The organism is Streptomyces sp. NPDC059524 (assembly GCF_042749255.1).
GTDB classification, from domain to species: domain Bacteria; phylum Actinomycetota; class Actinomycetes; order Streptomycetales; family Streptomycetaceae; genus Streptomyces; species Streptomyces xanthii.
On sequence record NZ_JBHYTK010000030.1, the window covers coordinates 527 to 14,423 of the forward strand.

Below are 13,897 nucleotides of genomic sequence, written 5' to 3' on the forward strand. Positions count from 1 at the left end.
CCCAGCCTCCCCTTCTGGTGGGGCTGGTTTTGTTTTTTCCGACACACTACTGGGGGGGTGGGGGCTGCCCGCGTGCCCCCGCGGGGGGGGCGGGGGCCCCCCCGCGGCCCCCCGGCGGCCGATCCCCGTGCGAGGAAAGCGTGTTAGACCTCTTCGCCGGATGCGTGGTTGTCCAGAGGCTTGATGTCGCCGCCCGACGCGTGGTTGTCCAGCGTGGTGATGTCCCCGCCCGACGCGTGGTTGTCCAGGGGGGCCACAGTGGTGGACTCCTCGACGTCGGACGCGTGGTTGTCCTGCGGCTTTATGTCTCCGGCGGACTTCTTCGCGGCGGTCATGTACATCAACTCCTGAAGTTCTGCGAGTGCGTAGCGTGAAAAAGGGCGCCCGCCCGGCAACTCCCCCGTTGGTCGCAGGACGGGCGCCCTGAGGCCGCTCACGATAGTGCGGCAGCCTCGTTCGCGATCCGTCTGCCCCCCGACGCGACGGATCGGTGTAGGTAAGAGTGCCGAGCGGCGATAAACGAACGATGAACGTGGGCGATGTCGGGCTCAGGCGGCCATCGGCGAGAGCAATTGACGCATCTCGCCCGCCTCGTCCGAACCTAGGCGTTCGTAGATGGCGAGTGCTTCCTGCCAGCACGCGCGAGCGCGGTCGATCTGCCCCATTGCGGCCAGGGCCTTGCCCAGAACGGTCAGGACGGTTCCTCGTCGCCACTCGCCTCCGATGCCGCGCAGGGCGATGGCCTGCTCGGCATGGCTGGCGGCCAGAGGCGCGCGCCCGGCGGCCAGATGGGCCTCGGCGATGCGGAAGTGGGTGACGCCCTCCCAGAGGGGCTGGCGATTCTCGTGAAAGAGAGCCAGGGCCTCCGTCAGTTGGTTCAGGGCCTCCGTGAACTTCCCCGCGCGAGTCAGAGCCATGCCCAGGGCATAGCGTCCGTTCGCGAGCCGGAGGGTCAGTCCCATGCGGTCGTAGACGTCGATTCCCTGTTGTGCGAGTTCGATCGCGCTGGAGAGACGGCCCATCGCCAGGTGGATACGGGAGAGATTGCAGCGGGCGCTTGCCTCGCCCACGGCGTTGCCATCGGCGCGGAAGTTGCTGATCGCCTGCTCCAGGTAGGACTCGCCGTCGGCGTGCCGGTTCTGGTAGATGGCGATGATTCCCCGGTCGTTGGCCGCCCAGCAATTGGGAAGCATGTCTCCGGCCTCGTCCGCGCGTTGCATGGCCAGCCGGGCTTCCTCCTCGGCCTCATCGAATCGTCCGGCAATGAGGAGAACGTTCGTCAGTGTGGTCCGGGCGCGAGCCTCCGCCCGGATGTCCTCACTGCCACGAGCCGCGTCCCTCACGGCTGTTGCGGCGATTTCATAGGCACGCGAGTTGGCTCCGGATTCAGCAAGATCCTTGGCAGCCCACAAGAGGTCGACCGATCGCCGCAGGCGAGGGCCGTCCGCAGACTGGCGAACGCAGGCGATCAGGCAGTTGGCCTCGGCGTAGAGCCAGTCCTGGGCCTCGCGTGAGCCCGCAAAGCTGATGCCTGGGTGGCTGGTCGGCTCCAGGTGATCCACCAGGCGATCCCCGGGACGCTCGATCGCGTACACCCCCGCCGCCGTCGCCAGATAGAAGTCCAGGAGGCGGGACATCGCCGCCTCCCGCTCCTCCGGCGGCAGCTCGTCCCGCTCCGCGCACGCGCGCGCGTAGAGGCGGACCAGGTCGTGGTAGCGGTAGCGGCCGGGCGCCGCCGACTCCAGGAGGGACGTGTCGACCAGGGACTCCAGGAGGTCCTCGGTCTCGTCCTGGTCCAGGTTCAGGGCCGCTGCCGCCGCCGCCAGCGAGATGTCGGGGCCGTCGGCGAGGCCCAGGAGGCGGAAGGCTCGGGCCTGGGGCGGCTCCAACTGGCCGTAGCCGAGTTCGAAGGTGGCCTTGACCGCCAGGTCGCCGGCCTGGAGCTCGTCCAGACGCCGGCGCTCGTCCGCGAGCTTCGCCGCGAGGACCGAGACCGTCCAGGTGCGGCGGGCCGCCAGGCGGGAGGCGGCGATACGGATCGCGAGGGGGAGGAAGCCGCAGGCCGCGACGACGTCGAGGGCCGCCTCGCGCTCCGAGGCGACGCGCTCCTCGCCGACTATGCGGGTGAAGAGAAGCAGCGCCTCCTCGGGGGACATCACGTCCAGGTCGACGAGGTGGGCTCCCGCCAGGTCGACCATGCGGACCCGGCCCGTGATGAGCGCGGCGCAGCCTTCCGTGCCCGGGAGGAGGGGCCTGACCTGGGCCGCGTCTCGCGCGTTGTCCAGCAGCACCAGGACGCGGCGGCCGTCCAGCGTCGAGCGGTACAGCGCCGCGCGTTCCTCCAGGGTGTCCGGGATCGCCGAGTCCGCCGTGCCGAGGGCGCGCAGGAACGAGCCGAGGACCGTCTCCGGTTCCGCCGCGCGGGCCCCGGCCCCCTGAAGGTCCACGTAGAGCTGGCCGTCGGGGAACGCCGCGCGGGAGGCGTGGGCCACGTGCACGGCGAGCGTCGTCTTGCCCACGCCGCCGATGCCCGCGACCGCCGAGACGGCCATGACGGAGCCCGTGCCCGTCTCGGAGTGCGCGGAGGACAGGACCTCGCTGAGTTCGTCGACGAAGGAGGCGCGGCCGGTGAAGTCGGGGACCGTCGCCGGGAGCTGGGCCGGGCGGACCGGTGTCGCGGCCGGTTCCGCCGCGGGGGCGGAGGGCTCGGCGAGGGACGGGTCCGCGTTGAGGATGCGCTGCTGGAGTTCGGCGAGGCCCGGGCGGGGGTCGACGCCCAGTTCGTCGGCGAGGAGGCGGCGCGTGTCCGCGTACACCGCGAGGGCCTCGGCCTGCCGCCCGGAGCGGTACAGGGCGAGCATGAGGAGTTCGCGGAGGCGCTCGCGGAGGGGATGGGCGGCGGTGAGGGCCGTCAACTCCGAGACGGCCTCGGCGTGGCAGCCCTGTTCGAGGTCCATGTCGAGGCGGGCTTCGAGGAGTTGGAGGCGCCACTCCTCGAGGCGGGTGCGCTGGGTCTCGGCGTAGGGGCCCGGGACGTTCGCGAGGGGCTCGCCGTCCCACAGGCCCAGCGCCTTGTTGAGCAGGGCGCGGGCCTGGCAGAGGTCGCCCGCGTGCCGGGCCTTCTCCGCGTCGGTCCACAGGGACTCGGCGGCGGTGAGGTCGAGCGCGTCGCCGTCGAGGGAACGGATCGCGTAGCCGCCGGACTCGCTGACCAGGACGCCGGGGTCGAGGATCTTGCGGATCCGGGAGGCGTACGTACGGAGCGCGGCGAGGGCCTGCTGCGGGGACTCGTCGCCCCAGACGGCGTCGATGAGTTCGCCGGCGGTCGCGGTCCGGCCCTCGCGGAGCAGGAGCGCGGCCAGCAGGGCGCGCTGCTGCGGGGAGCCCGTGGCGAGCTGCTCGCCGCCGCGCCAGGCCCGTACGGGTCCGAGCACGCTGAAGCGGAGCAGGTCGGAGACCGGCGCCGGGTCCGCCGCCACCTCGGCGGACGAGGTGTCACCGGGTGTGCCGGACCGCCGCTGCTCCGGTACCCGCGGTACACCGTCCATCGTCGCCGACCCCCTGCCGCCGCACCAGCCCCGTTACATCTGCCGTTCGTGCCGTCCAGTCGGCGCGCCGTGTCGGCGGCGTCGCGGACGACCCCGCCAGTTTGCCTTGTTCATGACCGTTACGTCAGCAGTGGGCGGCAGTCACCACAGACATCTCACGCATGTGAGCCCAGAACCGATAGCTGACGGATCGTCAGATCGGCGCTACCGTGAGCCCATGGAGACCTCGGAGAGCGCAATCGCCCAGAACGACCGGATACCCACCGACTTCCCGCTCATCATCTCCGTCGACGACCACACGGTGGAACCGCCGACCGTCTGGTCCGACCGGCTTCCGAAGAAGTACGCCGACGTCGGACCCCGTATCGTCCGCGCCCCGCTCAAGGAGATGACCTTCCTGGGCGGAAAGTTCGCGCCGGTCATGGGCGCGCCCGGGGACGACGGGCCCATCGGGGACTGGTGGGTCTACGAGGACCTGCACCGGCCGCTCACCCGGCTCGACACCGCCGTCGGCTACGACCGCGACGAGATCAAGCTCGAGGTCATCACCTACGAGCAGATGCGGCCCGGGTCGTTCAGCGTGCCCGAGCGGCTCGCGGACATGGACGTCAACCACGTGCAGTCCGCCCTGTGTTTCCCGACCTTCCCCCGCTTCTGCGGGCAGACGTTCACCGAGGCCTCCGACCGGGAGCTCGGGCTGCTCGGGGTGCGGGCCTACAACGACTGGATGGTCGAGGAGTGGTGCGGGCCCGACGCCCGCGGGCGGCTCATCCCGCTCACCCTCGTGCCGCTGTGGGACGCGGAGCTGGCGGCCGCGGAGGTGCGGCGCAATGCCGCTCGCGGGGTGCGGGCCGTCGCGTTCTCCGAGATTCCGCCGCACCTGGGGCTGCCGTCCATCCATGGTGACGAGTGGGACCCGTTCCTCGCGGCGTGCGACGAGACCGGGACCGTCATCGCCATGCACATCGGGTCCAGCAGTCGGATGCCGTCCACGTCGGCGGACGCGCCGCCGGCCGTCGGGTCCACCATCACCTTCGCCAACTGCTGCTTCTCGATGGTCGACTGGCTGATGAGCGGCAAGTTCGAGCGCTTCCCGAACCTCAAGATCATGTACGCCGAGGGGCAGATCGGGTGGATCCCGTACATCCTCGAGCGGGCCGATGTGGTGTGGGAGGAGAACCGGGGGTGGGGCGGGGTCGCGGACAAGGTCCGCAAGCGGCCCAGCGAGTACTTCGCCGAGCATGTCTTCGGGTGCTTCTTCGACGACGCGTTCGGGTTGAAGAACCTCGACGCGATCGGGCTGGAGAACGTGCTCTACGAGACGGATTATCCGCACTCCGACTCGACCTGGCCCAAGTCGAAGGAGGTCGGGGAGGCGCAGATGGGGCATCTGGAGGCGGATGTCGTCGAGCGGATCGTTCGGGGCAACGCGATTGATCTGCTGGGGCTGAGTCCGGAGGGGCTCTGGGTTCCTTAGGGCTACGCGCCGTTGCGGGTAGAGGTTTCATCGCCGGGTGCGCGTCCGTCGTGGCTGGTCGCGCAGTTCCCCGCGCCCCTGAGAAGCGCACTTCGTGCGCCCCCGGCGGCGCGCCGTTGCGGGTTGCTGAGCGGTTGCCGACTGCTGCGCCGTCGTGGTTGCTCGCGCAGTTCCCCGCGCCCCTGAGGGGCACACTTCGTGCGCCCCAGGGTCGCGCCCGCGCGACGGAGCCGCAGATTGATACAGCCCCGCGCCCCTGAGAAGCGCACTTCGTGCGCCCCAGGGGTGTGGGTATCGCTCTGGCCCTTGTCTGACTGGGCGTCAGGTATCACGATGTGACGGTTCGTCAGATCGGGGTCGAGACGGTCAGGGGTAGGTACTCACATGGCGCCACTCGTGTACGGGATACAGCTGCCGGTTCAGTCTCAGAGCACCATGTACGCCGAGGCGTGGGAGGCCGGGGCGGGGGTGGAGGAGCTGGTCGCCATCGCCCGTGCCGCCGACCGGGGCGGGTTCGACTACGTCGCCTGCTGCGATCACGTCGCCATTCCGCATCGGCTCGCCGACGCGATGTCGACCACCTGGTACGACCCCGTCGCGACGCTCGCGTACCTCGCCGCCGCCACCGAGCGGGTGCGGCTGCTCAGTCACGTGGCCATCGTGGGGCTGCGGCATCCGCTGGTCTCGGCCAAGCAGTACGCCACCCTCGACCACCTCAGCGGCGGGCGGCTCGTGCTCGGGGTCGGGGCCGGGCACGTGCAGGAGGAGTTCGAGGCGCTCGGGGTGGACTTCGCGCGGCGCGGGGCCGTGCTCGACGAGACCCTGGACGCGCTGAAGGCGGCGCTCGGGCCCGAGGAGTTCCCGGAGTACAAGGGGGAGCTGTTCGCGTTCGAGGGGCTCGGGCAGAAGCCGCGGCCCGCGCAGCGGCGCGTACCGGTCTGGGTCGGCGGGTCCTCGGCGCCGGCCGTGCGGCGGGCCGCGCTCAAGGGGGACGGCTGGCTGCCGCAGGGCGACCCGCGCGACAAGCTCCCCGAGAAGATCGCCACGCTGCGCCGGCTGCGGGCGGAGGCCGGGATCGAGGACCCGCTGACCGTCGGCGCCATCGCCGAGCCGCTGTACGTGGGCACGCCCGCCTGGGAGGTCGGGCGGCGCACGCTGTCCGGCGCCCCGGACGCGCTCGCCGAGTCGCTGCGCGCGTACGCCGCGATGGGTGTCGACCAGATCCAGGTCCGCTTCCGCAGCCGCAGCAGTGCCGAGCTGATCGACCAGATCGCGGCCTTCGCCGCGGATGTCGCAACCCAACTCACCTGAGGAGCAACCATCATGGGCAAGCTTGACGGGCGCGTCGTGCTCATCACCGGCGCGGCCCGCGGACAGGGCGAGAAGGAAGCCCGGCTGTTCGCGGCCGAGGGCGCGAAGGTCGTCGTCGCCGACGTGCTCGACGACCAGGGCGAGGCCGTCGCCAAGGACATCGGGAGCGGCGCGGTCTACGTCCGTCTCGACGTCAGCAAGGAGGAGGAGTGGCAGGGCGCCGTGGAGGCCGCGACCGGTGCCTTCGGGAAGATCGACGGCCTGGTCAACAACGCCGGCATCCTGCGCTTCAACGAGCTGACGTCCACCCCGCTCGACGAGTTCCAGCAGATCGTGAACGTCAACCAGGTGGGTGCTTTTCTGGGGATCAAGACCGTCGCGCCGGTGATCGAGGCCGCGGGCGGGGGGACCATCGTCAACACCGCCTCCTACACGGGCGTGACGGGCATGGCGTACGTCGGCGCGTACACCGCCACCAAGCACGCCATCGTGGGGCTCACGCGCGTGGCCGCGCTGGAGCTGGCCGCGAAGAAGATCCGGGTCAACGCCGTGTGCCCCGGCGCGATCGACACCGCCATGAGCAACCCCGCGCAGCTCGACCCCACCGCGAACACGGATGAGGCCGCCGAGGCGCTCGACGAGCTGTACCGCAAGCTCGTGCCGCTCGGCCGGGTCGGCAAGCCCGAGGAGGTCGCGCGGCTCGCGCTCTTCCTCACCGCCGAGGAGGACTCGGCGTACATCACCGGGCAGCCGTTCGTGATCGACGGCGGCTGGCTGGCCGGGGTCAGCGTCCTGTGACGGCGCCCCGGGACCGTAGCTGACGTTGCGTCAGGTATTGACGGCCCCAGGCTCCGGTGGAACAGTCATGACATCCAATCTGACGGATCGTCAGAAACTGACGAGGACGGTGAACCTCCTTGGAATTCGGGCTCTTTGTACAGGGATACGTGGGCAAGCAGGCGTTGACGGACCCGACCGCCGAGCACCGCGCGCTCATGAACGAGACCGAGTACGTCATCCAGGCGGACAAGTCCGGCTTCAAGTACGCCTGGGCGTCCGAGCACCACTTCCTGGAGGAGTACTCGCACCTCTCGGCGAACGACGTGTTCCTCGGGTACCTGGCGCACGCGACCGAGCGCATCCACCTCGGGTCCGGCATCTTCAACCCGCTGGCCCAGGTCAACCACCCCGTGAAGGTCGCCGAGAAGGTGGCCATGATGGACCACCTCAGCGAGGGGCGGTTCGAGTTCGGCAGCGGGCGCGGCGCCGGCTCGCACGAGATCCTCGGCTTCTTCCCCGGTGTGACGGACATGAACTACACCAAGGAGATCTGGGAAGAGACCATCGCCGAGTTCCCGAAGATGTGGCTCCAGGACGAGTACGTCGGGTTCCAGGGCAAGCACTGGTCGCTCCCGCCGCGCAAGATCTTCCCCAAGCCGCACGGGAAGTCGCACCCCGGCATGTGGTACGCCGCCGGGTCCCCGGCCTCGTACGCGATGGCGGCCAAGAAGGGCCTCGGCGTCCTCGGCTTCAGCGTGCAGAAGGTCTCCGACATGGAGTGGGTCCTGGAGCAGTACAAGACCGCCATCCAGGACGCCGAGCCGATCGGTGACTTCGTCAACGACAACGTCATGGTGACCTCGACCGCGATCTGCGCCGAGACCCACGACAAGGCCGTCGACATCGCCGTCAACGGCGGGCTCAACTACCTGCAGTCGCTGGTCTTCCGCTACCACGACACCTTCCCGCGGCCCGAGGGCATCCCCGAGTGGCCGGAGGTCCTGCCCGAGTACAACCGGGAGATCATCGAACTCCTCATCGCCGAGGAGCTCATGATCTGCGGTGACCCGGACGAGGTGCTCCAGCAGTGCAAGCGGTGGGAGCAGGCGGGCGCCGACCAGCTGTCGTTCGGGCTGCCCATCGGGGTCTCGCACGAGGACACGCTGAACTCGATCAAGCTGATCGGGGAGCACGTCATTCCGAAGATCGACACGGATCCGGTGCACCGGACCACGCGGTTCCGGAATCAGGCCGGGGCCTGATCCGCTGAGCTGCCCCGGCTCTCCTCCACCCGGACAGGAGAGCCGGGGCCTCCCTTCGCCTCTGTCACGGGGCACTGCCCCGGACCCCGCTCCTCAATCGCCGGAGGGGCTTGATTTGGACATCCGCCCGGTCCTCGGGTCTCCGCCGGAGGGCTTGATTTGGGCGCCCGCCCGGATCTCGGCCCTCCGTCGTCGGAGGGGCCAGATTTTGCTGAGCTGGACTTTTGGGAGCTAGGCATGCTCGATCACCTCATCAAGGGGGCCACCGTAGTCGACGGCACCGGTGCGCCCGCCTACGTCGCCGACCTCGGCATCCGTGACGGACGGATCGCGGTCATCGCCGAGCCGGGGCAGGTCACCGAGGAGGCCAGGCGCAGCGAGGACGCCTCGGGGCTCGTGCTCGCGCCGGGGTTCGTCGACCCGCACACCCACTACGACGCCCAGCTGTTCTGGGACCCGTACGCCACGCCCTCCCTCAACCACGGGGTGACCACCGTCGCGGGCGGCAACTGCGGATTCACGCTCGCCCCGCTCAACCCCGCGCGGCCCGAGGACGCCGACTACACGCGGCGCATGATGTCCAAGGTCGAGGGCATGTCCCTGGTCGCCCTGGAAGAGGGCGCCCCGTGGACCTGGCACTCGTTCGGGGAGTACCTCGACGCGCTCGACGGGCGGATCGCCGTCAACGCCGGGTTCATGGTCGGGCACTGCGCGCTGCGCCGCTACGTGATGGGCGCCGACGCGGTGGGCGGCCAGCCGAGTGAGGAACAGATGCGGCAGATGCTCGATCTGTTCCATCAGGCCATGAACGCCGGGGCCTGGGGGCTGTCCACCACACAGTCGTCCACGCACTCGGACGGTGACGGCGCGCCCGTCGCCTCCCGGCACGCGCTGCCCGCCGAGCTGCTCGCGCTCAGCCGTGCCGTCGGCGAGCACGAGGGGACGCAGCTGGAGGCGATCGTCGCCGGGTGCCTCGACCAGTTCAGCGACGACGAGATCGATCTGTTCGTGGAGATGAGCGCGGCCGCGGGCCGGCCGCTCAACTGGAACGTGCTCACCATCGACGCCGCCGTCCCCGAGCGCGTACCGCGCCAGCTCGTGCCCAGCGAGCGGGCCCGGAAGGCGGGCGGCCGGATCGTCGCCCTCACCATGCCGATCCTCACCCCGATGAACATGTCCCTCGGCACCTTCTGCGCGCTCAACCTCATCCCCGGCTGGGGCGAGATCCTCGGCCTGCCCGTCGACGAGCGGATCGCCAAGCTCCGGGACCCGGACGTGCGCGCCGAGATGCTGCGCCGCGCCGACAGCAAGGAGGCCGGTGTCTTCCGGCGGCTCGCGCACTTCGGGCGGTACGTCATCGGGGACACGTACTCGCAGGCCAACGAGGGTCTGACCGGGCGGGTCGTGAAGGACATCGCCGCCGAGCGCGGGCAGGAACCCTTCGAGTGCCTGGTCGAGATCTGCGCCAACGACCGGCTGCGGACCGTCCTGTGGCCGATGCCCACCGACAACGACCCGGACTCGTGGGCCCTGCGCGCCGAGACCTGGCAGCACGAGGACGTCATGCTCGGCGGGTCGGACGCCGGCGCCCACCTGGACCGGATGTGCGGGGCGCCGTACACGACCCGGTTCCTCGGGGACTGTCTGCGCGGCCGAAAGCTCGTCGGTCTGGAGCAGGCCGTGAAGATGCTGACCGACGATCCGGCCCAGCTGTTCGGGCTGCGCGAGCGCGGGCGGATCCAGGAGGGCTGGCACGCCGACCTCGTCCTCTTCGACCCGGAGAGGATCGACGCCGGCAAGGCCACGCTCGTGCACGACCTGCCCGGCGACAGCCCCCGCCTGGACTCCAAGGCCCTCGGTATCAACGCCGTGTGGGTCAACGGCGTCGAGGCCATCCGCGACGACGTGGTGAGCGGCGCCGTGCCCGGCAAGGTGCTGCGCTCCGGACAGGACACACGGACGGTGAGCACCAAGTGACGTACACAGAAGGCAGATTGTTCGTCGGCGGCGAGTGGGTCGAGCCGGGCGGCGGGCACTACGACGTGATCGACCCGGCGAGCGAGCAGGTCGTCGGGCCCGCGCCCGAGGCGTCGAAGGAGCAGGTCCGCGACGCGGCGCGGGCCGCCGCCGACGCCTTCGGGCCCTGGTCGCGGACCCGGCCAGAGGAGCGCGCCGCGATCCTCGACCGCGCCGCCGACCTCATGCAGCGCGATTTCGCCGCCAACGCCGAACTGGCCCAGGCCGAGAGCGGGGCCACCTCGGCGACCGCGCGGGGCATGCAGGTCGCGGTGGGCGTCGCCCGGTTCCGGCGCTACGCCAAGGGGGCCCTGGAGCCGGTCGAGCAGGGGCTGCCGCCGCAGATCAACGAGGCAGGGCCGATGGGCAAGGCGGGCGTCGTGGGGGCGCTCGCCCTGCGCCGGCCGGTCGGCGTCGTCACCTGCATCACCTCGTACAACAACCCGTGGGCCAACCCGGCGGGCAAGGTCGCGCCCGCGCTGGCCATGGGCAACACGGTCGTCGTGAAGCCGGCGCCGCAGGACCCGCTGTCCGTGTACCGGATGGCGGCGGCCCTGGAGGAGGCCGGCGTGCCGCCCGGCGTCGTGAACGTGGTCAGCGGGGCGTCGGCGGAGGTCGGGCAGGCCGCCGTCGAGGCGCCCGAGGTCGACATGGTGTCCTTCACCGGGTCCACGGCCGTCGGGCAGGCCATCGGCGAAGTCTGCGGCCGGTCCATGAAACGGCAGCTCATGGAGCTGGGCGGCAAGGGCGCGGCGATCGTCTTCGGCGACGCGGACCTGGACTCCGCCGTCGCCGGGATCGGCACCACGTACGCCTTCTACAGCGGGCAGATCTGCACGGCCCCGACCCGGGCGCTGGTGCACCGGTCGGTGTACGACGCGTTCGTGGAGAAGCTGCGCGGCTACATCGGCTTCATGAAGGTCGGCGACCCGCGCGCGAAGGGCACGGTCGTCGGACCCGTCATCTCCGCCGCGCACCGCGACCGCGTCGAGTCGTACGTGGAGCTCGGCCGCAAGGAGGGCGCCACGGTCGTCGCGGGCGGCGAGCGGCCCGACGGTGACGGTCTCGGCACCGGGTTCTACGTCGCGCCGACGCTGCTCGCGGACTGCACCAACGACATGCGGGTCGTCCGGGAGGAGATCTTCGGGCCCGTCGTCGCGGTCGTGCCGTTCGACGGCGACGAGGACGAGGCGGTGGCACTCGCGGACGACAGCGACTACGGGCTCATCGACTACGTGTGGTCCGGCGACGTCGCGAAGGCGTTTCGGGTCGCGCGGCGGCTGCGGGCCGGCGGGGTCGGGGTGAACACGATCGCCCGGAACATGGAGGCGCCGTTCGGCGGCTTCAAGAAGAGCGGGGTCGGGCGGGACGTCGGCTCGTACGCGCTGCACGCGTACAGCGAGCTGCAGTCGATCGTGTGGCCCGGGTGACGCGTCCTGCGGGGCGATGAGTGACGGGACCGGTGGGTTCCGTGAAGTGATGTAGTTCGCACGGAAATTTTCTGAACGGGTAAAACGGACCCGGCTGCGATTCCCGAACACGGGCGGGCGGCCGGGTTCGCCTTTGATCCGATGGCGTGCGGTCGGTCATGGTTATGCGAGTGAATGCATTAGGCTGCGTGGGCCATGGATTTCCAAGAAGCGTGGGGTGGGGCGAACACCCCCAAACATGGAAATCGCAGGATTTAACGTCCTGTTCATGACTCAGTTGGACGCAGGGCCCTCGACGTCGCGGGCCGCAGACACCTCCGCGGCCGCCGCCGGTGGGGGCAAAGGCCTCGGCGGGAACTCCGTAGGACTCCTCGGCAGCGCCGTGATCGGCGTCTCCACCGTCGCGCCCGTCTACTGCCTCACCTCGACGCTCGGCTCCACCGCGGGAGAGGTCGGGCTCCAGATGCCCGCCGTCTTCCTCGCGGGCTTCCTGCCGATGCTGCTCGTCGCCTTCGCGTACCGCGAGCTCAACAAGGTCATGCCGGACTGCGGCACCTCCTTCACCTGGACCGTGAAGGCCTTCGGGCCCCGGGTCGGCTGGATGTGCGGCTGGGGCCTCGTCATCGCGACGATCATCGTCCTGTCGAACCTGGCCGGCGTCGCCACCTCGTACTTCTGGCTCCTCGCCGGCGAGATCACCAACAACGACTCCATCGCCGCGCTCGACGGCAACAAAGCCGTCCACATCGTCACGTGCCTCACGCTGATCGCCGCCGCGACCGCCATCAGCTATCGCGGCATGACCGCCACGAAGGGCGTCCAGTACACGCTCGTCGGGCTGCAGCTCGTCGTCCTCGCCGTCTTCGTCGTCATGGCGATCTCCAAGGCCGGCTCCGTCGACTTCCCGACCTCCGCGGACTTCTCCTGGTCCTGGATGAACCCGTTCGCCGTCCAGTCCTTCGGCGCGTTCACCGCCGGGCTCTCGCTGTCGATCTTCATGTACTGGGGCTGGGACACCTGCCTCACCGCCAACGAGGAGACCATCGGCAGCGAGAAGACGCCCGGGCGGGCCGCGCTCATCGCCATGGTCGTCCTCGTCGGCTCCTACCTCGCCACCGGCATCGCCGCCCAGATGATCGTCGGCTCCGGCGACAAGGGGCTCGGGCTCGCCAACCCCGACACGTCCGACAACGTCTTCGCCGCGCTCGCCGGACCCGTCATGGGGCCCGCCCTCGGCATCCTGCTCTTCCTCGCCGTGCTCGCCTCGGCGGCGGCGAGCCTCCAGACGACCTTCATCCCGGTCGCCCGCACGGTGCTCGCCATGTCCACGTACGAGGCCCTGCCCGCCTCGTACGCGCGGGTCCACCCGCGCTTCAAGACGCCCGGGCGCGCCACCGTCATGGCCGGCGCCGCCACCGCCGTCTTCTACACCGTCATGACCCTGGTCTCCGAGCACGTCCTCGTCGACACGATCTACGCGCTCGGGCTCATGATCTGCTTCTACTACGCGCTGACCGCGTTCGCCTGCGCCTGGTACTTCCGGCGCGAGCTCACCGGGTCCTTCCGCGACCTCGCCTTCAAGGGGATCTTCCCGCTGCTCGGCGGCGTCCTCCTGACGGCCGTCTTCGTCAAGACCCTCGTCGACATGTGGAACCCGGCGTACGGCAGCGGATCCTCCGTCCTCGGCGTCGGCTCCGTCTTCGTGATCGGGGTGGGGCTCCTGCTCGTCGGGGTCGTCATCATGGTGGTCATGGGGCGGCGGAGCCCGGCGTTCTTCCGCGGCGAGATCCTGAACCGCGAGACGCCGGTCCTGGTGGTCTCGGAGTAGTCCGCCCCGGGCGTGCTCCTGGGGCACGCGGAGCGTGTCTTCAGGGGCGCGGGGAACTGCGCGAGCAACCACGATGGCGTGGCACTCGACGACAACTCCCGGCCCCTACGGCGGTGACGCCGTAGCCCCGCGTCCGGGATCGGCCACGCGCCGTAGGGGCCGAGGCTCGTCCCCGGCTGCGGGCCGGTGGGGGTTCTCGCGCAGTTCCCCCGGCGCCCCCGGTCTGCCCCTACGGGCGCGCCCGG

9 protein-coding genes are annotated in these 13,897 nt (G+C 70.4%); 7 read left to right on the forward strand and 2 right to left on the reverse strand.

Features of this window, described 5'->3' with window-relative positions:
• Positions 1–143 precede the first annotated feature (143 nt).
• Both ACFW9D_RS11640 and ACFW9D_RS11645 read right to left on the reverse strand, forming a co-directional pair.
• Positions 144–335, reverse strand: coding sequence for a hypothetical protein (locus tag ACFW9D_RS11640; RefSeq protein ID WP_384620556.1), 192 nt, complete (start codon positions 333–335; stop codon positions 144–146).
• A gap of 213 nt (positions 336–548) precedes the next feature.
• Entirely contained in the window at positions 549–3,548 is a 3,000-nt protein-coding gene (locus ACFW9D_RS11645; protein WP_384620558.1) for a BTAD domain-containing putative transcriptional regulator, read from the reverse strand.
• 217 nt (positions 3,549–3,765) lie between these two features.
• On the opposite strand from ACFW9D_RS11645, the gene ACFW9D_RS11650 reads away from it, so the two are divergent.
• The 7 genes from ACFW9D_RS11650 to ACFW9D_RS11680 all read left to right on the forward strand — a co-directional run bounded on the left by ACFW9D_RS11650 (position 3,766) and on the right by ACFW9D_RS11680 (position 13,652).
• Positions 3,766–5,025: an amidohydrolase family protein gene (locus ACFW9D_RS11650; RefSeq protein WP_384620561.1), complete on the forward strand. Its 1,260-nt coding sequence runs from the start codon at positions 3,766–3,768 to the stop codon at positions 5,023–5,025.
• A 384-nt stretch (positions 5,026–5,409) separates the two neighbouring features.
• On the forward strand, positions 5,410–6,336 hold the full coding sequence (locus ACFW9D_RS11655) for a TIGR03619 family F420-dependent LLM class oxidoreductase (protein WP_384620564.1): 927 nt from the start codon (positions 5,410–5,412) through the stop codon (positions 6,334–6,336).
• Positions 6,337–6,348: 12 nt separating this feature from the next.
• Complete coding sequence (locus tag ACFW9D_RS11660) at positions 6,349–7,134, forward strand: SDR family NAD(P)-dependent oxidoreductase (RefSeq protein WP_384620566.1); 786 nt, start codon at positions 6,349–6,351, stop codon at positions 7,132–7,134.
• Between the two features lie 119 nt (positions 7,135–7,253).
• A complete protein-coding gene (locus ACFW9D_RS11665; RefSeq protein ID WP_188338350.1) occupies positions 7,254–8,378 on the forward strand; it encodes an LLM class flavin-dependent oxidoreductase in 1,125 nt (374 codons plus the stop codon).
• A 237-nt stretch (positions 8,379–8,615) separates the two neighbouring features.
• Positions 8,616–10,355 carry an amidohydrolase family protein gene (locus ACFW9D_RS11670; RefSeq protein WP_384620569.1) on the forward strand — a complete coding sequence of 580 codons (1,740 nt, stop codon included), beginning with the start codon at positions 8,616–8,618 and terminating at the stop codon, positions 10,353–10,355.
• Entirely contained in the window at positions 10,352–11,824 is a 1,473-nt protein-coding gene (locus tag ACFW9D_RS11675) for an aldehyde dehydrogenase family protein (protein WP_384620572.1), read from the forward strand. The genes ACFW9D_RS11670 and ACFW9D_RS11675 overlap by 4 nt, the downstream gene beginning before the upstream one ends.
• Positions 11,825–12,092: 268 nt before the next feature.
• Positions 12,093–13,652, forward strand: coding sequence for an APC family permease (locus ACFW9D_RS11680; protein WP_188338353.1), 1,560 nt, complete (start codon positions 12,093–12,095; stop codon positions 13,650–13,652).
• The last annotated feature ends 245 nt before the right edge of the window (positions 13,653–13,897 follow it).